The 21,269-nt window shown below is 62.5% G+C and carries 21 protein-coding genes; 12 read left to right on the forward strand and 9 right to left on the reverse strand.

Features of this window, described 5'->3' with window-relative positions; genetic code table 11:
• Window positions 1-139 precede the first annotated feature (139 nt).
• The 4 genes from rpoN to lptC form a co-directional block, all read right to left on the reverse strand.
• On the reverse strand, window positions 140-1,663 hold the full coding sequence (gene rpoN / locus ASD50_RS00355; RefSeq protein ID WP_056234125.1) for an RNA polymerase factor sigma-54: 1,524 nt from the start codon (window positions 1,661-1,663) through the stop codon (window positions 140-142).
• Between the two features lie 181 nt (window positions 1,664-1,844).
• Window positions 1,845-2,657, reverse strand: a complete 813-nt coding sequence (lptB, locus tag ASD50_RS00360; RefSeq protein WP_056234129.1) for an LPS export ABC transporter ATP-binding protein — start codon at window positions 2,655-2,657, stop codon at window positions 1,845-1,847.
• Window positions 2,657-3,229 carry an LptA/OstA family protein gene (locus tag ASD50_RS00365; protein ID WP_056234134.1) on the reverse strand — a complete coding sequence of 191 codons (573 nt, stop codon included), beginning with the start codon at window positions 3,227-3,229 and terminating at the stop codon, window positions 2,657-2,659. The genes lptB and ASD50_RS00365 overlap by 1 nt, the downstream gene beginning before the upstream one ends.
• Window positions 3,216-3,953: an LPS export ABC transporter periplasmic protein LptC gene (gene lptC, locus ASD50_RS00370; protein ID WP_056234137.1), complete on the reverse strand. Its 738-nt coding sequence runs from the start codon at window positions 3,951-3,953 to the stop codon at window positions 3,216-3,218. Before lptC ends, ASD50_RS00365 begins: the two co-directional genes overlap by 14 nt.
• Before the next feature lie 276 nt (window positions 3,954-4,229).
• On the opposite strand from lptC, the gene sppA reads away from it, so the two are divergent.
• The 10 genes from sppA (at window position 4,230) to ASD50_RS00420 (ending at window position 14,993) form a co-directional block, all read left to right on the forward strand.
• A complete protein-coding gene (sppA, locus tag ASD50_RS00375) occupies window positions 4,230-5,186 on the forward strand; it encodes a signal peptide peptidase SppA (RefSeq protein WP_056234141.1) in 957 nt (318 codons plus the stop codon).
• An 83-nt stretch (window positions 5,187-5,269) separates the two neighbouring features.
• Entirely contained in the window at window positions 5,270-5,554 is a 285-nt protein-coding gene (locus tag ASD50_RS00380; protein ID WP_056234146.1) for an integration host factor subunit beta, read from the forward strand.
• A 21-nt stretch (window positions 5,555-5,575) separates the two neighbouring features.
• Complete coding sequence (locus tag ASD50_RS00385; RefSeq protein WP_056234150.1) at window positions 5,576-5,911, forward strand: hypothetical protein; 336 nt, start codon at window positions 5,576-5,578, stop codon at window positions 5,909-5,911.
• A gap of 42 nt (window positions 5,912-5,953) precedes the next feature.
• Window positions 5,954-6,919 carry an ornithine cyclodeaminase family protein gene (locus tag ASD50_RS00390; RefSeq protein WP_056234153.1) on the forward strand — a complete coding sequence of 322 codons (966 nt, stop codon included), beginning with the start codon at window positions 5,954-5,956 and terminating at the stop codon, window positions 6,917-6,919.
• Window positions 6,920-6,985: 66 nt separating this feature from the next.
• Window positions 6,986-8,059, forward strand: a complete 1,074-nt coding sequence (locus ASD50_RS00395) for a class I SAM-dependent rRNA methyltransferase (RefSeq protein ID WP_056234158.1) — start codon at window positions 6,986-6,988, stop codon at window positions 8,057-8,059.
• Window positions 8,056-8,925 (forward strand): TrmH family RNA methyltransferase, encoded by an 870-nt coding sequence (locus ASD50_RS00400; protein WP_056234161.1) that lies wholly within the window; start codon window positions 8,056-8,058, stop codon window positions 8,923-8,925. The genes ASD50_RS00395 and ASD50_RS00400 overlap by 4 nt, the downstream gene beginning before the upstream one ends.
• A gap of 11 nt (window positions 8,926-8,936) precedes the next feature.
• The gene (lspA, locus tag ASD50_RS00405) at window positions 8,937-9,419 is read left to right on the forward strand and encodes a signal peptidase II (RefSeq protein WP_056234703.1); all 483 of its coding nucleotides are present in this window, start codon (window positions 8,937-8,939) and stop codon (window positions 9,417-9,419) included.
• Window positions 9,420-9,467: 48 nt separating this feature from the next.
• A complete protein-coding gene (locus tag ASD50_RS00410; protein ID WP_056234165.1) occupies window positions 9,468-10,457 on the forward strand; it encodes an MDR family oxidoreductase in 990 nt (329 codons plus the stop codon).
• Window positions 10,458-11,640: 1,183 nt separating this feature from the next.
• Window positions 11,641-13,929: an ATP-binding protein gene (locus tag ASD50_RS00415; protein ID WP_056234169.1), complete on the forward strand. Its 2,289-nt coding sequence runs from the start codon at window positions 11,641-11,643 to the stop codon at window positions 13,927-13,929.
• Window positions 13,930-14,156: 227 nt separating this feature from the next.
• Window positions 14,157-14,993, forward strand: a complete 837-nt coding sequence (locus ASD50_RS00420; protein ID WP_244484392.1) for a GNAT family N-acetyltransferase — start codon at window positions 14,157-14,159, stop codon at window positions 14,991-14,993.
• A gap of 12 nt (window positions 14,994-15,005) precedes the next feature.
• Here ASD50_RS00420 and ASD50_RS00425 read toward each other — a convergent pair whose 3' ends face one another.
• Both ASD50_RS00425 and grpE read right to left on the reverse strand, forming a co-directional pair.
• Window positions 15,006-15,638 carry a trimeric intracellular cation channel family protein gene (locus tag ASD50_RS00425; protein WP_056234176.1) on the reverse strand — a complete coding sequence of 211 codons (633 nt, stop codon included), beginning with the start codon at window positions 15,636-15,638 and terminating at the stop codon, window positions 15,006-15,008.
• A 79-nt stretch (window positions 15,639-15,717) separates the two neighbouring features.
• Complete coding sequence (grpE, locus tag ASD50_RS00430) at window positions 15,718-16,359, reverse strand: nucleotide exchange factor GrpE (protein WP_413813860.1); 642 nt, start codon at window positions 16,357-16,359, stop codon at window positions 15,718-15,720.
• A gap of 229 nt (window positions 16,360-16,588) precedes the next feature.
• On the opposite strand from grpE, the gene ASD50_RS00435 reads away from it, so the two are divergent.
• Both ASD50_RS00435 and ASD50_RS00440 read left to right on the forward strand, forming a co-directional pair.
• Window positions 16,589-16,789, forward strand: a complete 201-nt coding sequence (locus tag ASD50_RS00435; RefSeq protein ID WP_056234180.1) for a hypothetical protein — start codon at window positions 16,589-16,591, stop codon at window positions 16,787-16,789.
• A gap of 120 nt (window positions 16,790-16,909) precedes the next feature.
• The gene (locus tag ASD50_RS00440; RefSeq protein ID WP_056234183.1) at window positions 16,910-17,932 is read left to right on the forward strand and encodes a fatty acid desaturase; all 1,023 of its coding nucleotides are present in this window, start codon (window positions 16,910-16,912) and stop codon (window positions 17,930-17,932) included.
• 15 nt (window positions 17,933-17,947) lie between these two features.
• Here the strand turns inward: ASD50_RS00440 and ASD50_RS00445 are convergent, their stop codons facing one another.
• From ASD50_RS00445 to ASD50_RS00455, 3 genes are all read right to left on the reverse strand, one after another.
• Entirely contained in the window at window positions 17,948-18,484 is a 537-nt protein-coding gene (locus tag ASD50_RS00445; RefSeq protein WP_056234188.1) for a DUF934 domain-containing protein, read from the reverse strand.
• Window positions 18,485-18,555: 71 nt separating this feature from the next.
• On the reverse strand, window positions 18,556-19,320 hold the full coding sequence (locus tag ASD50_RS00450) for a phosphoadenylyl-sulfate reductase (protein ID WP_056234192.1): 765 nt from the start codon (window positions 19,318-19,320) through the stop codon (window positions 18,556-18,558).
• Window positions 19,295-20,965, reverse strand: a complete 1,671-nt coding sequence (locus ASD50_RS00455) for a nitrite/sulfite reductase (RefSeq protein ID WP_056234713.1) — start codon at window positions 20,963-20,965, stop codon at window positions 19,295-19,297. Before ASD50_RS00455 ends, ASD50_RS00450 begins: the two co-directional genes overlap by 26 nt.
• Between the last annotated feature and the right edge of the window lie 304 nt (window positions 20,966-21,269).

The raw sequence follows: 21,269 nt of genomic DNA on the forward strand, positions 1-21,269 counted from the left end.
ACGGTTACAGACAGCCTGTTGCCCACGCTTTACTGGCCATCCCTGTGCGGACGCCCTGCCCGCTTCATGCGGGCGGGCTTCTAGCCACTTCACTGCGGCTTGTCAACGAAACCCCAGACCTGTGGAAAGAACACAAGCGCTAGCGCGCAGCGTTGGCGATCGCCTTTTTCTCGCGACGACGCTGGACCGACGAAGGAATATTCATACCTTCCCGATACTTGGCGACCGTACGCCGGGCAATGTCGATGCCGTCGGTCTTGAGCAGATCGACGATCGTATCGTCAGACAGAACATCGCTCGCCTGCTCCTCATCGATCATCTGCTTGATGCGGTCGCGCACAGCCTCGGACGAATGCGCTGCGCCGCCGCTGGAAGCCGCAATCGCCGCCGTGAAGAAATAACGCAGCTCAAACACCCCGCGCGGTGTCAGCATGTATTTGTTGGCTGTTGCCCGGCTGACGGTCGATTCATGCATACCGATGGCGTCCGCAACATTTTTCAGGTTGAGCGGCTTCAAGTGGCGCACTCCATGGACGAGAAAAGCGTCCTGCTGGCGTACTATCTCGGATGACACCTTGAGGATGGTCTTCGCCCGCTGGTCGAGGCTGCGCGTCAGCCAGTTGGCGCTTTGAAGGCATTCGCTGAGGAAATCTTTCTCGCCCTGGCTTCTGGCATGGCTGGAAACACGGGCGAAATAGACCTGGTCGACCAGGACGCGCGGCAAGGTATCGGGATTGAGTTCGACCGCCCAACTGCCATCGCTGGCGGGTCTGACTTCAACATCGGCAACGATGGCATCGCTGACGCCACCCGAAAACGCCAAGCCCGGGCGCGGGTCGAGTGCCTTGATATCGGCCAGCATGTCGAGCAGATCTTCCTCGTCGACGCCGCAGATACGCCGGAGGGCTTGGAAGTCCCGGCGCGCCAAAAGGTCGAGATTGGCCACCAGCGCCTGCATTGCAGGGTCCAGCCTGTCGCGCACTGCAAGTTGCAGCGAAAGACATTCAGCAAGATCTCGTGCAAAGATGCCGACTGGATCGAATGACTGGCAGGTGGATAGCACCTGCTGCACCGTGGCAAGATCGGCGCCAAGCCTTTCCGCCACTTCATTGAGCTCGGCACGCAGATAGCCGGTTTCATCAAGGCTGTCTGTGAGTTCAGCAGCGATCAGCCGATCTGCGGGGTCGTTGAAGGCAAAGGCGATCTGCTCTCCGATATGGTCGCGCAACGTCACCGCTGCCGCAGCCATATCCTCCATGTCGAAGCCTTCGGAGGCTCCGCCGGAGCCGCCGCTTGCGGTCGATTTCCACTGGGAGGCAAGGTCGGGGCCGAGATGTTCGCTGGTGCCGGGATCGTCCGGAAACACATTTTCCAGTGAAGTGTCCAGCTTTTCGGAGATCGCTTCGGACGTCCAGGCAACCTCATTGTCGAACCAGTCGCCGTCGGTTGCCGCTTGAGGAAGCTCCGCAACAGGTTCCGGATCGTTGAGAGTGGAGTCTTGCGGTTCAGCACGCTCCAGCAACGGATTGCGCTCGATTTCCTCGTCGATGAACCGCTCAAGCTCGGTCTGCGTGAACTGCAGCAGACGAATCGACTGCATCAGTTGCGGTGTCATCACCAGCGACTGCGCCTGTCTCAACTGTAGCTTGGCCGCGAGCGCCATCGTTACGGTCAATGCCTCCTTGTCGGCAGATCGCCGAGCAACCGACTAATTTTTCGGATCAATCAATGAAACTGGCCCGCCTTTTGCTTGTCAAGGCAATGGCTAGCAGACGCCGCTTACCGGAGTGTTAGCCAAGGGGCAATTCTGAAAGCAAGGCGGCAGCAGCGTTGCAGACGCTCGCCTAGAGCGTAAAGCCTTCGCCGAGATAGAGCCGGCGCACGTCGGGATTGGCGACGACTTCCTCCGCGCGCCCATGCGTCAGCACTTCGCCCGCATGAATGATGTAGGCACGGTCGATCAGACCCAGGGTTTCGCGCACATTGTGGTCGGTGATGAGGACACCGATACCGCGGGCGGTAAGATGGCGCACAAGCTGCTGGATGTCGGCCACGGCGATGGGATCGATACCCGCAAAAGGCTCGTCCAGCAGCATATAGGCCGGGCGGCTCGCCAAAGCGCGGGCAATTTCCAGGCGTCGCCTCTCGCCGCCCGAAAGCGCCATGGAAGGTGCGGTGCGCAGATGGCTGATATGGAATTCCTCAAGCAGTTCGTCGAGGTTCTTCTCGCGCTCCTTGCGGCTTTTCTCCACCACTTCGAGAACGGCACGAATGTTTTGCTCGACAGTCAGCCCCCTGAAGATGGAGGTCTCCTGGGGCAGGTAGCCAATGCCAAGCCTTGCACGGCGATACATCGGCATGGAGGTGACGTCGTAGCCATCGATTTCGATGGTGCCTTCATCGACAGGGACGAGGCCAGTCACCATGTAAAAACAGGTCGTCTTGCCAGCGCCATTGGGGCCGAGCAGGCCGACAGCCTCACCCGCACGAACGCCAAGCGACACGCCGCTCACCACCTTGCGGCCCTTGTAGCTCTTGGAAAGCCCCCTGGCGATCAGGGTGCCCTTCAACTTGGTGGACGAGGACTTGGCTATTGCCGGCGCGTCAGGCCGCGAGGCCCCCAGTTTAGGCAGGCGCAGCTTGGGAAATGAAATCATCAGGGTTTCTGCGAACCCGGCGTGATAGACATCATGACACGGCGTCCGCAGGCGTCGACCTGCGCCAGTCCGGTTTTCATCTGGACGGTCAGCTTGCAACCAACCAGCACGTTGGCGCCATCGGACAAGACTACCTTTTCGCCGGATAGGACAAGCACTTCGCTCTTCATGTCGAAGGTGCCCTTGTCGCCGGTGGCAACCTGCGTGTCGGACTTGATGTAGACCTTTCCGCTCACCTCAAGGTGATCGATGTTGGCGGTCCCGGTCGTTGCCGACCCAGCGGTGCTGGAGCCGGAAGCAGCCCCTTGTTCCTTGGCGTAGTAGACCTTCATGCTGCCGGCCTTCAGCACGGTCGGCCCCTGGACGACATTCACATTGCCGGTGAAGATGGCAACGCTGTCACCCTCGCGCACCTCGAGCTTGTCGCTTTCAATCTGGATCGGCTGATCGCCCGAGAGCTTGAGGCCCGACATTCTGCTGGTCCCGTTCGACTGAGCGAATGCGGGAGCCATCGCGACAAGGGACAAGACCGATGCAAGGGCCAGAAGCCTCATCGAATCACTGCGTTGCATTCGGATCTCCGCTTGTCTTGTTGGCCGCCTTGGCTTGGGCGGGATCGATATTGACGCGAACACGTTTCTCGAAGATCAACACCTTGCCGTTGTCTTCGACCGACATCGTCTCCGATGTGATACGCGAGCCAGCACGGCTTATATCGACGGGTTCGGTTGTCTTCATATTGCCTTTGCCCATGTCGAGAAAGGCCGATTTCAACTTCGCGACCATTCCATCCGTAGTCGTGATGGTGATGGCGCTATTCAGATCGAGCGTATTTTTCTCGCGGTCGTAGGTTCCCGTCGAGGCATTGACGACCGCGGTGGTCTTGGCATCGATGGGAAGCCGGGCATTGATCCCTTCCAGCGCGATGACATTTTCCTTCGATACTTCCTGGATGGCTCTTACCGCGGTCATGGCATACGGAAGGTTCTGCTTGGTGAAGCCTTCCAGCTTGGGATTGGCCATAACCAGCTTGCCGTCAGAAAACGCACTGTCGTCGGTCTTGACGGCTACCGTGACCGGCGTAACCAGGTAGGAATAGACCGGAAAGGCAACGGCGATCACCACCGCCATCAGCGGTAATGCGAATTTCAACCGCCGTACCCGGCGAGAATGTTGCTGGGCACGATCGAACGCAACGGCGCGATCCGCTCCGGAACCGGCTTCAAAATCGTCGTTGGCCGATGGCGCGACATGTATGTCACGCTGACTGGCCGCTTTTGTCGATCGCGCCACTATCGCTGCTTTCTCAAGCGTATAAGCCCCTCAAATGCCGACCTATAGTTCGGCACGCCGAGGCGTTCAAACAAGCACAAGCGAACTAAAACTGCAAAAATATGACGTTCTCCGGTGCATAAGCACAGGAAATACCGCCTGCAAAGATACACGATACAGAAAAACCTGCGCAAGGGGATGGTCGAGAGCGCCAAAGCGACGCATTGATGCCGGAAAGCGGTGGCGGCAGCCTTGCGCATGCTCTAAATGTGTCTGGCCAAGTTCCCAACGAGGTTGGACATGCCGCTGAGAGCCGATGACTTGATCGACCGCCGCCGGTTGCGGCGGAAGCTGACGTTCTGGCGTGCCGCAGCGATGGCTATCGCCGCAATAGGTCTGATTGCCTTTGCGACGTGGGTCTACGACGACGAATTCACCGGAACCGCCGGCACGCACATCGCCAAGGTCAAGATCGAAGGCACGATCACCGAGGACGAAGAGCTGCTCGAGCGGCTGGAGAAGATCCGTCAGTCGCCCAGCGTCGCAGGCGTGATCCTCCAGATCGACTCTCCCGGCGGTACCACAGCCGGCGGTGAAGCGATCTACGAGGAAGTGCGCAAGATTGCCGCGGAAAAGCCCGTCGTGGCATCCGTAGGCACTTTGGCTGCCTCGGCCGGATATATGATCGCCAGCGCTGCCGATCATATCGTGGCCCGCAAATCATCCATCGTCGGGTCGATCGGCGTGCTGATCCAGTTTCCCGACGTGACCGGCCTGATGGACAAGATCGGCGTCAAACTCGAGGAAGTGAAATCTTCGCCGCTGAAAGCCGAGCCGTCGCCTTTCAATCCAACCACCGAAGATGAACGTACCATGGTGCGCAAGCTCATCATGGACAGCTACGACTGGTTCGTCGGCATCGTCATGGAACGGCGCCAGATGACGAAGCCCGAGGTGCTGGCCTTGGCGGACGGGTCCATATTCACCGGCAGACAGGCGCTGGAGAACAAGCTGATCGACGCCGTCGGCGGCGAAGACGTCGCCGTCGACTGGCTCGCGACCAAGGGCGTGGATGCCAAGCTCAAGGTCATCGAATGGAAGAATACGGACAGCACAACCGGTCTTTTGTTTTCGAAGGCGTTGACTCGCACCGTCGCCCGGGCGCTCGGCTTGCCCGACTACAGTGGCGAGGTGCTTCACGAAATCGGTGCCGACCGCTTGTTCCTTGACGGTCTTGTCTCGGTCTGGCACCCTTGACAGGTCGTTTAACGAGTGAAAAAGACAATAAAATCATCTGCATAATTTTGAACGGCGTTTTTTTGTGGAAGGGGATCGCTCGCATGATCAAGTCTGAACTCGTGCAAATTATCGCCACGCGCAATCCGCATCTTTTCCTGCGTGATGTCGAAAATATCGTCGGCGCGGTGTTCGATGAGATCACTGATGCTCTTGCCGAAGGCAACCGCGTGGAATTGCGCGGCTTCGGTGCCTTTTCGGTCAAGAACCGCCCTGCCCGCACGGGCCGCAACCCGCGCACCGGCGAATCCGTCGACGTCGAGGAAAAATGGGTGCCGTTCTTCAAGACCGGGAAGGAATTGCGCGAACGGCTGAACGGCGACAAATAGCGCCGGATCGACGGGAAACTCATGTTCAATCGCGCTGCCCTGGTTGTCATCATCGTGCCGCTGGCAATCATCCTGATTGCGCTGGCGGTGGCCAACCGCGAACTTGTCGCTTTCACGGTTGACCCGTTCAACCCCGGCAACCCGTCGCTGACCTACACGCTGCCCTTTTTCGTTTTCCTGTTCGCCGCTCTTGCACTCGGAATACTTGTCGGCAGCCTTGCCACCTGGGTCAGGCAAGGACGCTACCGCAAGCTGGCACGCCAGCGCGGCGTCGAGGCCGAAAGCCTGAGACAAGCGGTCAGCCGTCCCGCTGCCCCTCCCCAGCAAAACCCGGCCCTGCCGCGGCCCACCAACTGAGCTGGCAACTGCCAGGCTGATACATCTGTTGCGGAGTTTTCGATGCTCACAATCTCGGCAGCCGATGTCGATCGCGCCCTGACGTTTCCCTCGCTGGTCGAGACGTTGCGCACGGCATTCCGCGAAGGGGCCGTGCAACCGGTACGTCACCATCATACCATCGAGCGGCCTGACGGAGCGGCTTCGACCCTGCTTTTGATGCCGGCATGGACCGATTTCAATGCGGCCGGCAGTTCGGCCAACGGCCATATCGGCGTCAAGATCGTTACGGTATCGCCGGACAACAACGCCATCGGCAAGCCAGCGGTGATGGGGCTCTACCTGTTGCTGAATGGAGGTACAGGCGAACCGGAAGCCTTGATTGACGGCCAGCGCCTGACTCAATGGCGTACCGCTTGCGCATCCGCCTTGGCAGCGTCCTACCTTGCGCGCGAAGACGCTTCGCGGCTGCTGGTGATCGGCGCAGGCGCTCTGTCGCCCTTCCTTGCCAAAGCGCACTCCGCAGTACGGCCCATCAAAACCATCCGCATCTGGAACCGGACCGCGGCCAACGCCGGGAAGGTCGCTGCTCAATTGCGAGCGGAAGGGTTGGTTGCCGAGGCAGCAACCGATCTCGACGCCGAACTCGCCACTGCCGACATCGTCTCGTCGGCGACGATCTCGACCAGTCCGCTGGTGAAGGGCGCGCGGCTGAAGCCGGGCGCACATGTCGATCTGGTCGGAGGCTTTACGCCCGACATGCGTGAGAGCGACGACGACGCCATTTCGCGCGCCGCCGTCTATGTCGATACCCGCGCCGGCGCGACCAAGGAGGCAGGCGATATCGTCCAGCCGCTGGCTTCCGGCCTGCTGAAGCCCGAGGGTATCGTGGCCGACCTGCATGAACTGGCGCGGGGCGAGAAGGCCGGGCGCGACAGCGCCAGTCAGATCACGCTGTTCAAGTCGGTCGGAGCCGCACTTGAGGATCTCGCCGCAGGCATCGCCGTCTACAAGACGCTGCGTTCCTGACGCAGTTTGTTGCGGAGGCTCCACGGCTGTGCCAAAAGCGGCGCTGTCGTCCGGAGATGCACGTCCTTGAAATCCTTTCGCGATCAACGCCGCGACAGCCGCCAGCACCAGAACGCCAAGCCGCGCGCCGCACAGGCGGCCCAGCGCGACTCCCGCCCGGAGCCGCAACGCGTGGCGGCAAAGGCCGAGGAGCGGCAACAGCCGAAGCCGGAACCTCGCATTCTCGCCCGTCGCGAAGGCCTGCTGCCGGCGGAGCGATTGCCGCTGATCCTTGAGGTCGCGCCCAATGCCGACTACGCGCTGCTGGACAGCGGCAGCGGCGAAAAGCTTGAGCAATACGGCCCCTACCGCATCATCCGCCCCGAGGGGCAGGCGATCTGGCAGCGCGCGCTGCCGGCAAAGGAATGGGACCGGGCGGATGCGGTCTTTACCGGCGACACCGACGAGGAAGGGATGGGCCGCTGGCGCTTTCCCAAGTCGCCGCTTGGTGAGACGTGGCCGATGAAGCACAACGGCATCGACTATCTCGGCCGCTTCACGTCTTTTCGCCATGTCGGCGTGTTTCCCGAACAGGCCTCGCACTGGGATCACATGGCTGGGCTGATTGAAAATGCCAGACGTCCGGTCAAGGTGCTGAACCTGTTCGGCTATACCGGTCTTGCCTCGCTGGTGGCGGCGCGCGCCGGCGCAGAGGTCACCCATGTCGATGCCTCGAAGAAGGCTATCGGCTGGGCGCGGGAAAACCAGGAAATCGCCAGGCTGGCCGACAAGCCGATCCGCTGGATCGTCGAGGATGCGATGAAGTTTGCCGAGCGCGAGGAGCGCCGCGGCAGCCGTTACGACATCATCCTGTTCGATCCGCCCGCCTATGGCCGTGGCCCGAAGGGCGAGGTCTGGCAATTGTTCGAACACCTGCCGGCCCTGACCGACATCTGCCGCTCGATCCTGACGCCCAAGCCGCTGGCCGTGGTGCTGACCGCCTATTCCATCCGCGCCTCGTTCTTCGCCATTCATGCCTTGATGCGCGATACGTTTGCCGGCATGGGCGGCAGAATTGAATCGGGCGAGCTGATCATCCGCGAGAAATCGGCCGGGCGGGCGCTTTCGACCTCCCTGTTTTCCAGATGGGTAGCGCAATGAGCAACCATCACGGCAGCGAACATCAAGGCCGCCGCGCGGTCGGACAGGTGAAGGAAGTCACCAGCCTCGCCAATCCGCTGGTCAAGGACATCAAGGCGCTGGCGTTGAAGAAATTCCGCGACCAGCAGAACGCCTTCATGGCCGAAGGGTTGAAGCTGGTCATCGATGCGCTCGACCTCGGCTGGGAAATCCGCACGCTGGTGTTCGCCAAGGCCGGACGCGGCAACGCGGCGGTCGAGAAAGTGGCCGCCCGCACGGTGGCTGCCGGAGGCACGGTGCTGGAAGTCTCGGAAAAGGTGCTTTCCGCCATCACCCGCCGCGACAATCCGCAAATGGTGGTCGGCGTCTTTGCCCAGCGCCTCGTGCCGCTGAAGGAAATCCGCCCCAAGGGCGGTGACGTCTGGGTGGCGCTCGACCGGGTACGCGACCCGGGCAATCTCGGCACCGTGATCCGCACCGTCGATGCGGTTGGCGCCAAGGGCGTCATTCTCGTGGGCGACACGACCGATCCGTTCTCGGTCGAAACCGTGCGCGCCACCATGGGATCGATCTTCGCGGTTCCGGTCGCCAAGGCGAACGCAGAGGCGTTTCTCAACTGGCGCAAGGGTTTTTCCGGTCTCGTCGCCGGTACGCACCTGAAAGGCGCGGTGGACTATCGCTCGGTCGATTTTTCCGGCCGTCCGGTGCTGCTTCTGATGGGCAACGAACAGCAGGGCCTGCCGGACGATCTGGCGGCAAGCTGCGATCGCCTGCTGCGCATTCCGCAGGAAGGCCGCGCCGACTCGCTCAATCTCGCCGTCGCGACGGGGGTGATGCTGTTTGAGATCCGGCGCGGGGCGTTGAAACTGGAAACGACGCATACATGAAGCTGGGCATTTTGAAATCGCTGACGCCCTACGCCCTGCTGGTCATTGTAGCGATGGCGGTGGACCAGTGGATAAAATACCTGGTCGAAACCGGCCTGCCGTTCCAGGAGAAGATCGACCTGTTGCCGTTCCTGGGGCTTTTTCGCACCTACAACACCGGCATCGCCTTTTCGATGCTGTCGTCCTTCGGCGACACCGGCCTGATCATCGTGTCGCTTCTGGTTTCAGCCTTCGTCATCTTCCTCGCCACCCGCACAGAACCGGGACAGGTGCTGGCCCGCGCCGGCTTTGCCTTGATCGTCGGCGGCGCGCTCGGCAACCTGATCGACCGCAGCGTCTACGGCCATGTGATCGACTATATCCTGTTTCACACGCCGAGCTGGTCGTTTGCCGTGTTCAACCTTGCCGATGCGTTCATCAGTGTCGGCGCTGTGCTGGTCATCCTCGACGAATTCGTCGGCTGGCGTCGGCAGACACGACCTTCGGACGATTGATTTCCGCAGATTGACGCCGCATTGTCCCGCGCAAAAAAGGGACACAACATGCCGGACACATTCAAAGCCATCCTCGTTTCGCGCGACGCGGACAAGAACCAGTCGGTTGCGGTCACGGACCTTACCGAAGCTGACCTTATGGAAGGCGATGTCACCGTTGCCGTCGAGGCGACGACGGTGAACTACAAGGACGGCCTCGCCATCACCGGCAAGGCGCCGGTGGTGCGGCGCTGGCCGCTGGTGCCCGGCATCGACTTTGCCGGCACGGTGCTGTCCTCGGACCATCCCGACTGGCGCAAGGGCGACAAGGTCATCCTCAACGGCTGGGGCGTCGGCGAAACCCATTACGGCGCCTATGCCGGCCGCGCCCGCGTCAAGGGTGACTGGCTGGTGCCGCTGCCCGACGGCATCAGCGCCCATGACGCCATGGCGGTGGGCACCGCCGGCTATACGGCCATGCTGTCGGTGATGGCGCTGGAGCGCCACGGCATCGTGCCGAAGCGCGGCCCGGTCGTGGTGACGGGCGCTGCCGGCGGCGTCGGCTCGGTTGCCATCGCGGTCCTTTCCGGCCTCGGCTATCACGTCATCGCATCGACCGGACGCAGCAGCGAGGCCGATTATCTGCGCGATCTCGGCGCGGCCGAAATCATTGCGCGCGAAGAACTTTCGGGACCGGGCAAGCCGCTCGCCAAGGAGCGCTGGGCCGGCGGCGTCGATGCAGTCGGAAGCCATACGCTGGCCAACGTGCTGTCGATGACGGCCTATGGCGGCGCGGTCGCGGCCTGCGGGCTGGCCGGCGGCATGGATTTGCCGTCCTCGGTCGCTCCCTTCATCCTGCGCGGCGTTTCCCTGCTTGGCATCGACTCCGTCATGGCGCCGAAGGAACTTCGGCTGGAAGCCTGGCGGCGCATCGGCACCGATCTCGACGTCGGCAAACTTGCGGCACTTTCGACCACCATCGGCTTCGACGGCATTGTCGATGCCGCGCGCGACATCGTTGAAGGCAGGATCAGGGGCCGCGTCGTCGTCGATATGTGAGGCGGAAAGCGCACGCTTATCTAGCACCACGCCCGCTTCGTCTTTTCCTCGTCATCCTCGGGCAAGCCAGAGCGTAGCGACAGGCGCGACCCGAGGATCCATGCCGTGAAGATTGTGTGGTGCAGGGCGGCTCAGAATGGGGGGCCTTCTTTTGCGCCCTTTCCACGCTGCCGCTCGGTTACGGCATGGATCCCAGGGTCTTCGCAACGGCCTTCGGCCTGCTCCGCCCTGGGATGACGAAGAGATGGTTGCGCTTATTCATCGCCACGCCCGCTTTCGCGTCTGGCCATTGTCAAAGAACTGACCTCTGATGAGGTCGGGAGGACGGGCGGCCGTTTGGTCGCTCGTTTAGGTAAGTAATGCGGCCTTGCGGCCGCCCGTCCGGTGGCTTCCCTCAACCGATACACCGGCCATGCCGCAGATCCAGCCTCAATGGCCGGCAACTGCGGGCAACACTGCGCCCGGTTCGAGGGCCGAACTTAGGGGTTCATCACCCAGCCGTCTACCGCAGACGACCAGCCCGGCACCGACGCCCCTCCCTGATACCCGGTGCGCACCAGGTCTCCCGCAAGGGCGATGGCATGAGTATGGGGGAAGCACAGAGGGTGGGGATAAGTGGGGTGCGTGTTTTTGTGGGAAGTGAGTGGGGTCAAGGGGTTATTGAGGCGACATAAGTGGATTTGTCCACCGTTGAGCCCAATCTCGCAGGACCGACACCCCCCTCTGGCCTGCCGGCCATCTCCCCCTCAAGGGGGGAGATGACCCGAATGCCATGCTTTCATCCGATGCTGAAGTCGCAGAGGAGGCTGTAGCTTGAAGCTGCTGATCTCCCCACCTGAGGGGGAGATGGCCGGCAGGCCAGAGGGGGGGTGCCTGACAATGCACCCGATCGGCAACCGGATCGACCCTCTCTCGGTCGGGGAGGATAAGAGACGGCACGGCCACCCAGAATGCTATAGCCAATTCGCGAAGCGAGCTCCGGACATTCCTTTCTCGCTTCCGGGATGACGAAGCGGGAAGTTGCGATCAAAAGGAAGGGAACTTGCGCCCCCCTCATCCGACCACGAACGCGGGCGTAAAATCGCCTCTCTGTTACGTCGGTAACGCAAACTTCCGCAGGATCGATAAAATTCGACCGATCCCCCGAAATCTTCCCTAATGTCTGTGTGCCATGCATTGAGCCATGAACGCACGGCCCACTCTTGAACTGGTGAAGCAGATCGAAAGCAGCGGCGAAATTCCGCCGCCGCAACTGCGTCGCCTGCAAGTCGAGCCGCCGCCGCTGGCGCCGAAACTGCCGCGCTTCGTTCCGGACGCCCTGCCACTATTGACCTATGCCATCATTCTCATGCTGGCGGGCCTGGGCCACCTGAGCGGCGCGCCGCGCTACGTCACATTGAGCCTTCTTGTAACGGTTGCCTGCGGCCTGGCGATGCACTGGCGTATCCGCCACACCGAGAACAAGGCCAATCGCATCCGCGACACGAACGTCGCCCGCAGCCGCGCCGAGGTCGAGACGCTCGCCGACCGCATGTGGGAGATGCAGGAGAGCGAGGAGCGCTTTCGCGGCCTGATCGACGCGCTGGGCGATCTCGTCGTCCATCGCGACCGGCAGGGCAACATCGTCTACACCAACAAGGTTTTCGCCGATCTGGTCGGCGTCGATGCGCACGACCTGCCCGGCATGACGCTGGCCGAACTGGGTATCGACATCGGCATCGTTCCCGATGCCGCCTTTTCGGATCATGACTGCCTGAGTTCCACCGATGTCGGCATCCGCACGCCGAACGGCCAGCGCTGGTTCTCGTGGATCGAGCTTTCCGTACGCGACAAGGAGAGCGGCTCGGTATCGCACCGTGCGATTGCGCGCGACATAACGGACAGGAAGCGCGCCGAATCCTCGCTCATTACGGCGCGCGAGCGGGCCGAGTTCGCAAGCCAGGCCAAGTCCCGCTTCCTCGCCACGGTGAGCCACGAAATCCGCACGCCGATGAACGGCATCATGGGCATGGCGAAACTTCTGGCCGACACCGACCTGTCGCCCGAACAGCGCACTTATGTCGGCGCGGTTTCCACTTCGGCCAGCGCGCTTCTGGCGCTGATCGAGGACCTGCTCGACTATTCCAAGATCGAGGCCGGCCGCTTCGACCCCGAGCCGCAGACGATGTCGGTGCGCGAACTGGCCGACAACATCGTCGAGCTCTTGGCCTCGCGCGCTTATTCCAAGGGCATCGGCCTCGGCTGCCACGTCGCGCCGAACGTACCGCAGACGATCAGCGCCGATCCGGGCCGCGTGCGCCAGGTGATGCTCAACCTGATCGGCAACGCCATCAAATTCACCGACAGCGGCGGCGTGTTCTTGAGCATCACGCGCCAGATGGCGGACGGAGCCGACCGCATCCGCTTCACCGTGACCGATACCGGACCGGGCATGCGGCAGGTCGACCTTGAGCGCATCTTCGACGAGTTCGAGCAGGTTGACGGCACATCGACGCGCAGGCACGGCGGCGCGGGGCTGGGGCTTGCCATTTCCAAGCGGCTGGTAACGGCCATGGACGGCACCATCTCGGTGTCGAGCACCATCGGCAAGGGCGCCGAGTTCGTCTTCGAAATCCCCGCGACGGAGGCGACAGAGCCGCCGCACAATCGCGACAACATGCTGGCCGGGCGCAGCGTGGTGATCGTGTCCAGGAACACCGTCGAGGCCGAAGCGATTGCCAGCACCATCCGTGCCTATGGCGGCACGGTCATCCTTGCCGAGACGCCGGCAAGGGCGAGCGCGCTGGCAAGCGGCTCCAACGTGCTGATGGTCGATGCCGCAATCGAGGAAAGCGACGGGCGCGTGCTGAAGCAGTTGCGGCAGGCCGGTTTCGCAAAGAGCGAAGCCGTCACGCTGATTGCGCCGACGGATCGCGGCCGGCTGGGCGAATACCGCGCCAACGGCTATGCCAGCTTCCTGGCGCGGCCGGTTCGCGGCGAAACCCTGCTGCGCGTCCTCGTGGCGGGCCAGACCGCAGTGGTGGCAGCCGCCCACCCGCAGAAGCGGGGCATTGCGCGCGGCAAGGCCCCGGCAAAGCGCGGCCCCGGCCTTTCGGTGCTGATTGCCGAGGACAACGAGATCAACGCCATGCTGGCCCGCGCCACATTGCTGAAGGCCGGCCATCGGGTGGACGTGGTGGGCAACGGCAAGGAAGCCGTCGAGGCGCTGGTCAGCATTGGCCGCCGCAACCGCTACGATGTCGTTTTGATGGACCTGCACATGCCTGTGATGGACGGCATGGATGCCATCGCCATCATCCGCAGGCACGAGGAAGAACAGGGCCTGCCGCCCATCCCGATCATGGTGCTGTCTGCCGACAGCCAGGAAAAGACCCGCCACGCGGTGCTTGCGCATGGGGCTTCGGGCTTCGTCACCAAGCCGCTCGACCCGCAGGCGCTGGTCGACGCCATCCAGGAACAGATCACGGCCTGACTTCCCTGAAGTTCGTTGCGCATGCGTTGATGCCCGGCTCAAAAGTGTAGCCGGCTGGCCTTGTTCATTTCCCGGCCAATCATTGCCCCTCACGCGGTATCACGCTACTGTCACAATCCTGTTGCACCACCATCGTATCCCCGCGCCAAGAGGGATGGCTCGAAGGAGAATCACTCGTGCAGTCAGCGATTCGGCAAGGTGACGCCACGCCCGAAGCCGGCCCGGCCCTGGTATCGGCGCAGAAATCCGCGCCCATCGTGCCCGGCGCTCCGCTCGGCCGTATCGGCAATCTGGAAGTGCGGCTCGCCCGCAACGACGCGGAGATCGCAGCCGCCCAGGAAATCCGCTACCGCGTCTTCTATGACGAGCTTGGCGCCGGCAAGGGCCGCCTGCATCTGCTCGACCAGCGCGACATCGACCATTTCGACCCGTTGTGCGACCACCTGCTGGTGTTCGATTCCAGCCTTCCCGGCCCCGAGCATCGTCGTATCGTCGGCACCTACCGCCTGTTGCGGCAGGAAGCGGCGGTGGCGGCTGGCGGCTTCTATTCCGAAGGCGAGTTCGAGCTGACGCGGCTGGTGGCGCGCCATCCGGGCCAGCGCTTCCTTGAGCTTGGCCGCTCCTGCGTCTTGCCGGACTATCGTTCCAAGCGCACCATCGAGGCGCTGTGGCAAGGCATCTGGGCCTACATCAACCACTACGAGATCGGCGTGATGACCGGCTGCGCGTCCTTCCACGGCACGGTGCCGGCCGCGCATGCCGAGGCGCTGACCTATCTCGCCCACCACTGCCGCACCGATGCAGCCTGGGACGTGCGCGCCCTGCCCCACCGCTACTGCCCGATGGACCTGATGCCGATCGAGGCGGTGAACGCCAAGGCTGCGATTGCCGCGATGCCACCTCTGGTGAAGGGCTACCTGCGCGTTGGCGCGCGCATCGGCGACGGCTGCGTCATCGACCACGATTTCTCGACGGTCGATGTGCTGGTGGTGATGCCGGTCAAGGAGATCGGCGCGCGCTATGTCAACTATTATGGCGGCGAGGGCCAGCGCTTCGCGGCCTGAGTTTTTCGAGCGTTACGGGATGTCTTCGGGATTGCGGCCGGGCCGGCTCTTGTAGGCCGGAAACGACCAGCCGAATTTCAGCGCCCCGCCACGCACGGTGAAGGCTGCGAGGAAGCCTCCGATCTCGGACATTAACGGCGGCAGGCCGGCAAGATCGCCGAGCGTATAGGCAGCCGCCCCGACGAGCGCCGCCGTGACATAGACCTCGGGCTTGAGCAGAACCGAGGGTTCGCCGGCCAGAAGGTCGCGCAATATGCCGCCGAACGTGGCAGTCAGCATGCCGGTGATGATCGCGACCAACGGCGAGCCGGTGATGGCCAAACCCTTGGCCGCGCCCATGACCGCAAAGGCGGCAAGGCCGATGGCGTCGAGCCAAAGCAGCAGCTTGTAGCGGGACTCGACCCGGTGCGCCGTGAAGAAGACAAGCACCGCAACCGCCGCGCAGATCAGCACGTAGTCGCGGTTGCTGACCCAGAACACCGGCACGTTGAGGATGAGGTCGCGGAAGGTGCCGCCGCCGATGCCGGTGACGCTGGCCAGGAAAAGGAAGCCGATGATGTCGAGCTGCTTGCGCGAAGCCGCCAACGCTCCCGTCGCCGCGAACACGGCAACGCCGGAATAGTCGAAGAGCGTGATGGCGTTCATGGGACGCTCAGCAGTAGGGCAGTAGGGCAGTAGGGCAGTCAGGATTTACCTGATTCTGCCGCATCGCAAGCCCTAACCCTCACGCGTCCTTTTCGGCCTGCTCGTTGACCGGGCCCGGTTCGGCGGCGCTGGCTGCAGGCTTGGAACCGCCCTTGGAAACACCCACCATGGCCGGGCGCAGCACGCGTTCGCCGATCGAGTAACCGGGCTGGACGACTTCGACCACCGTGCCTGTGGCGACCTCGGGATTGGGCACCTCGAACATGGCCTGGTGGAAGTTCGGATCGAACTTCTCGCCCTTCGGTTCGAGCTTTTTGACGCCATGGCGCTCAAGCGTGCCGAGCATGCCGCGCGCGGTGATATCGACGCCTTCGATCAACGCCTTGAAACCGGCGTCGCCCGAGGCCTTGGCTTCGGCTGGAATGGCATCCAGCGCGCGCTGCAGATTGTCGGCCACTTGCAGCATGTCGCGTGCAAAATTGGCAATTGCATAGGCGCGCGCATCCTGCACGTCGCGCGCGGTGCGGCGGCGCAGGTTCTCCATCTCGGCGGCCGCGCGCAAGGCGCGGTCCTTCAAGTCCTCGTTTTCCTTCAGAAGCCGCATCAAGGCTTCATAATCGCCTTCGACGCCACCTTCGGTGCGTTCGGCAGCGGCTTGCGTGGCCTCGATCTCTTCGGGCGCGCGTTCGTCTTTTGCCTGGTCGCTCATCGCGTGTTCCATCATCTCAACGGTTTGGAAGTTGCGCCCGATATCGAGGTTCGGCAGCCAAAAATCAAGGGGTGCAGTGTGTTGGGCAGCCCTATCGGACATTGAACTCGCCCTGCCGGGACAATGTTCCGAATTAAATCAAATTTTACCGTGTTCGCGGCTAGCGTTTGCATTCGCGCTGCAATGCGGGAACCATCTGCGACAAAAGGGAGTTTCGAAGCCAGGTAAAGGATTTGAAACGATGACCCGCACAGCCAGCGAGAACACTGCCGGCGACAGGCTAGGCGAACTGGCCCGCACGATCAGGAAGCAAGCCGCAGCGCCGTCCACGCGGAGGCACTTGCGCGGCCTGCCGGGATTTGAGGTGGTCAAGGATGTCCCCGAGCACCTGCAAGCCCTGCTCGACGAACTGAAGGACGCGGAGGGAAAAGCCAACGTCTAGCGCGTGCCGTCCAGTCCGGCCTGCTTTCGCCGAGGCGATCATTTAAGGCACGCGACAATAAGACCATTTGCCGACCATGTTTCACCTTGTGGGACACAGGCTGGCTGTCTAAGCTTTCTGATGAACATGATTTCCCCTGAGGCGGTTGCAAGCAGCAAGCGCGCCTGGATCAAGATTCTGGCGCGCTACAAGAATCCCGACCGGCGGCGCAGCGCCCTTGAACTTGCCATCACCTTCTTCCCGTTTGCGGCCATCTGGGCCTTGACGTGGGCGGCCTATGCCCATGGCTACTGGTGGGGCCTTGTTCTGATCATTCCGGCTGCCGGCTTCCTCGTGCGCCTGTTCATGATCCAGCACGACTGCGGCCACGGCTCTTTCTTCGCCAACCGCCATGCGGATGACTGGACAGGGCGCGTGCTCGGCGTTTTGACGCTTACGCCCTATGATTGCTGGCGGCGCGCGCATGCGGTCCACCATGCCAGTGCGGGCAATCTCGACCAGCGCGGCATGGGCGACATCAAGACGCTGACGGTGGGCGAATATCGCGCACTCCCGCTGCGCCGCAAGATAGTCTACCGGCTCTACCGGCACCCGCTCGTCATGTTCGGCATAGGACCGACCTGGCTGTTCGTTTTCGAGCAGAGGCTGCCCGTGGGGATGATGAAGGCCGGCATTACGCCGTGGGTTTCGGCCATGGCCACCAACGTCGCCATCGCATTCACGGTTGCTTTCACCGTCTGGTTCGTCGGCCTTGGCGCATTCCTCGTCGTCCATCTGCCGATCGTCATTCTGGCCGGTTCAATCGGCATATGGCTGTTCTACGTGCAGCACCAGTTCGAGGAGACGGAGTGGGCAAGGGAGCCGGACTGGGAGTTCCAGCACGCCGCCCTTTACGGATCGTCGTACTACGACCTGCCGGCCCTACTGAGCTGGTTCACCGGCAATATCGGCATCCACCATGTGCACCACCTGTCCGCCAAGGTGCCTCACTACCGGTTGCCCGAAGTGCTGCGCGATCATCCGGAACTGAAAACCATCGGCCGCATCACGCTGATGGACAGCTTTCGTTCCGTCAAGCTGGCGCTGTGGGATGAAACGCGCGGAAAACTGGTGAGCTTCCGCGAAGCACGCGTGGCACGCTGACGCCCGGTCAAGACATCAGGTGCCGGGCGTGCGCCGCCATGAATATTTGCCGCTTGGCGAGGCGGGCTTTGCCGCGGGCTGGTAATAGAGCGGAAGGCCACCGACATCGCCGCTTTCCAGCCGCTTCAAAAGCACCGGGTTGGAAATCTCGAATTCGGTGAAGCCGACGCGCAGCATATGCGGCAACTGGTCAACCAGAACCTTGCCGACGGCGCGCACCGCCCCCTCGAAGCCATGACGGCTGCGCAAGAGTTCGGCCTTTGAAAAGCTACGGCCATCGGTGAAGGCGGGAAACGCCAGCGCCACCAGCGAAAGCGTATCGAGCAGTCCGGCAATGGCGTCCAGCTGGTCGCCGGGCTGCAAGACAACGCCAAGCCGTTCCCTGGCGAGTTCGCGCTCCTTCGGGTCGAGGTCGAGGAAAGCCTGCAAGGGCAGGATGAAGCGGCCATTGCCTGAGAGCGCTTCCGCGCTTTCGGCATGGGTCCACTCGTCCTCGCGAAAACCCTGCGGGGTCCAGAGGCGGATTTCTGTCTCTGGTTTCTGGTCAGTCATGCAAGCGTCCCTAGCATTTCTTCAAGCATGATCTTGTCCGAAAACCGGCGCCCGCTTTTCGGGATCATGCTCTATAACGAGGCGTCGGTCAGTGATTTTTCCAAGCCGGAAAGATGAATACCGCATTCGGTCTTGGCATGACCAGCCCAGCGACCGCTGCGCGCATCCTGACCCTGTTCGACCGGCTTCGTGCAAGGAAAGCAGCCGATCGACAGATAGCCGTAGGCGACCAGCGGGTTCGACCGCAAGGCATGCGCCCGCATATAGTCCGCCTGATCCGACGTTGTCCAATGCGCCAGCGGATTGATGCGGATGCGCGGACCGACAGCCTCGAACACCGGCAGTGCGGCGCGCGTCGAGGCCTGGTGGCGCTTGCGGCCCGTGAACCATGCACGGAACGGCTCGACGCCGCGTGCCATCGGCTCGACCTTGCGCACGTCGCAGCAGGCATCGACATTGGTTTCGTGCAGGCGGCCGGTCGGATCGACACGCGCCAGCGCCGCTTCGTCTGGCGCAACCACGCGGATATCGGTCAGCCCGAAATCGGCGGCGAGCGCGTCGCGATAGGAAAGCGTTTCCTCGAAATGCTTGCCGGTATCGAGAAACACGATCGGCAGGCTGCGGTCCACCTGCGCAATCAGGTGCAGCAGGACCGCCGAATCCGCTCCGAACGACGAAACCGCTGCGATCCGTCCCCTGAACAGCTCCGAGACCGACCGTTCGATGATCTCGGCCGCCGTGAGGTGGCCATAGAGCGCATCGAAACCCGCTGCCTCGGCAACGATGCCACTTTCGGCTTGGGCAACGCCATCAAGCGGCCCTGGCTTCTGCTCCATAGAGGACCTCCTTGAACGGTGCCGGACCAACCCGGCGGTAGACGTCGAGGAAGCGTTCCGATGGATCGTTGCGAATGGACAGGTAGGCCTCGACCAGCGTTTCGACCGCATCGACGATCTCGTCCGGGCCGAAGCCGCGGCCGATGATCTCGCCGACTGTGGTGTTCTCGTCGGCAGAGCCGCCAAGCGTGATCTGGTATAGTTCGGCGCCCTTCTTCTCGACGCCGAGAATGCCGATGTGGCCGACATGGTGATGGCCGCAGGCATTGATGCAGCCCGAGATCTTGAGCTTCAGCTCACCGATGTCGCGCTGGCGTTCGAGCGAGGAAAAACGCCTGGCAATCTGCTGCGCCACCGGAATGGAGCGGGCATTGGCAAGCGCGCAATAGTCGAGGCCGGGGCACGCGATGATATCGCTGATGAGGCCGGCATTGGCGGTTGCCAAGCCGATTTCCACCAGCCCGTCATAGACCGCCTTGAGGTCGGCGCGCGCGACATGCGGCAGCACGAGATTCTGCTCGTGCGTGACACGCACCTCGTCATTGGCGTAGCGCTCGGCAAGGTCGGCAACCGCCTCCATCTGGCTGTCGCTCATGTCGCCGGGGGTTTCGCCGATGCTTTTCAACGAGATCGTCACCGCTGCATAGTCGGGATTGCGATGCGTGGTGACGTTCTGGCCGAGCCATTCGCCGAAGGCGCGGGAATCGAGCTTTGCCAGACGCACTACCTCGTCGCCCTCGGGACGCGGTGCAAGCGCAGGCGGCGCGAAATAGGACTGGATGGCAGCGACATCCTGTTCGGGCAGCTTGAGTTCGCTCTCCTTCAGCGCCTGCCATTCGGCCTCGACCCAGCTAGCCAGCTCTTCCGTGCCGGTCTCGTGGACGAGGATCTTGATGCGGGCCTTGTATTTGTTGTCGCGTCGGCCATGCAGGTTGTAAACGCGCAGGATCGCTGTGACGTAGGACAGCAAGTGCTCCTGCGGCAGGAAATCGCGAAGCTTCTTGGCAACGATGGGCGTGCGGCCAAGCCCACCGCCGACATAGACGGCAAAGCCAAGCTCGCCCTGCTCGTTCTTCTTGAGGTGAAGCCCGATGTCGTGCGTCTTGATCGCGGCACGGTCGCGTTCGGCCCCTGTCACCGCGATCTTGAACTTGCGCGGCAGGTAGGAGAACTCGGGATGTACCGACGACCATTGACGCAGGATTTCGGCGTAGGGACGCGGATCGGCGACCTCGTCGGCGGCGGCGCCGGCGAAGTGATCGGCGGTGACGTTGCGGATGCAGTTGCCGCTGGTCTGGATGGCGTGCATCTCGACGGTGGCCAGATCGGCAAGGATAGCCGGCACGTCAGACAGCGCCGGCCAGTGGAACTGGATGTTCTGGCGCGTGGTGAAGTGGCCGTAGCCCTTGTCGTAGGTGCGCGCGACGTGGGCCAGCATGCGCAGCTGGCGCGGATGCAGCGTGCCGTAGGGAATGGCGATGCGCAGCATGTAGGCGTGCAGTTGCAGGTAGACGCCGTTCATCAGCCGCAGCGGACGGAACTCGTCCTCGGTGATCTCGCCAGCCATCCGGCGCTCGACCTGGTCGCCGAACTGCGCGACGCGGGCGTTAACAAACTCGTGGTCGAACTCATCGTAGCGATACATGGTCGTGGTTCCGTTGGCCGTTTGTTTGCTGCGTTTCCCGAGCATGACCTTGTCCGAAAACCGGGGCCACTTTTCGGGGTCATGCTCTAGGGTCAGGGCCTATTAATCTGGCTGAAATGGTCGGAGCGGATTTGTGCGGATACGAGGAGCGAAGCCGCTGGAAGGCTGAAGCCTTTCAAGGCTTTGCGACACTGTAGCCCGTGCAAATCCGTCCGATCCGAAGGACGATCGAACTGGCGCCGAACTGCTGCGTCAAAGCCCTTGACCGGGGGAACCACCCCGCTCTGCGGACTTTTCCTTGCAT

Source organism: Mesorhizobium sp. Root552 (genome assembly GCF_001427285.1).
Taxonomy (GTDB): Bacteria; Pseudomonadota; Alphaproteobacteria; order Rhizobiales; family Rhizobiaceae; genus Mesorhizobium.

Excerpts from the sequence above, each read along its gene's own strand:
- rpoN (WP_056234125.1), bottom strand. The coding sequence starts at position 1,663 with ATGGCGCTCGCGGCCAAGCTACAGTTGAGACAGGCGCAGTCGCTGGTG.
- lptB (WP_056234129.1), bottom strand. The coding sequence starts at position 2,657 with ATGATTTCATTTCCCAAGCTGCGCCTGCCTAAACTGGGGGCCTCGCGG.
- ASD50_RS00365 (WP_056234134.1), bottom strand. The coding sequence starts at position 3,229 with ATGCAACGCAGTGATTCGATGAGGCTTCTGGCCCTTGCATCGGTCTTG.
- sppA (WP_056234141.1), top strand. The coding sequence starts at position 4,230 with ATGCCGCTGAGAGCCGATGACTTGATCGACCGCCGCCGGTTGCGGCGG.
- ASD50_RS00380 (WP_056234146.1), top strand. The coding sequence starts at position 5,270 with ATGATCAAGTCTGAACTCGTGCAAATTATCGCCACGCGCAATCCGCAT.
- ASD50_RS00385 (WP_056234150.1), top strand. The coding sequence starts at position 5,576 with ATGTTCAATCGCGCTGCCCTGGTTGTCATCATCGTGCCGCTGGCAATC.
- ASD50_RS00390 (WP_056234153.1), top strand. The coding sequence starts at position 5,954 with ATGCTCACAATCTCGGCAGCCGATGTCGATCGCGCCCTGACGTTTCCC.
- ASD50_RS00400 (WP_056234161.1), top strand. The coding sequence starts at position 8,056 with ATGAGCAACCATCACGGCAGCGAACATCAAGGCCGCCGCGCGGTCGGA.
- ASD50_RS00410 (WP_056234165.1), top strand. The coding sequence starts at position 9,468 with ATGCCGGACACATTCAAAGCCATCCTCGTTTCGCGCGACGCGGACAAG.
- ASD50_RS00415 (WP_056234169.1), top strand. The coding sequence starts at position 11,641 with ATGAACGCACGGCCCACTCTTGAACTGGTGAAGCAGATCGAAAGCAGC.
- ASD50_RS00425 (WP_056234176.1), bottom strand. The coding sequence starts at position 15,638 with ATGAACGCCATCACGCTCTTCGACTATTCCGGCGTTGCCGTGTTCGCG.
- grpE (WP_413813860.1), bottom strand. The coding sequence starts at position 16,359 with ATGGAACACGCGATGAGCGACCAGGCAAAAGACGAACGCGCGCCCGAA.
- ASD50_RS00435 (WP_056234180.1), top strand. The coding sequence starts at position 16,589 with ATGACCCGCACAGCCAGCGAGAACACTGCCGGCGACAGGCTAGGCGAA.
- ASD50_RS00440 (WP_056234183.1), top strand. The coding sequence starts at position 16,910 with ATGAACATGATTTCCCCTGAGGCGGTTGCAAGCAGCAAGCGCGCCTGG.
- ASD50_RS00445 (WP_056234188.1), bottom strand. The coding sequence starts at position 18,484 with ATGACTGACCAGAAACCAGAGACAGAAATCCGCCTCTGGACCCCGCAG.
- ASD50_RS00450 (WP_056234192.1), bottom strand. The coding sequence starts at position 19,320 with ATGGAGCAGAAGCCAGGGCCGCTTGATGGCGTTGCCCAAGCCGAAAGT.
- ASD50_RS00455 (WP_056234713.1), bottom strand. The coding sequence starts at position 20,965 with ATGTATCGCTACGATGAGTTCGACCACGAGTTTGTTAACGCCCGCGTC.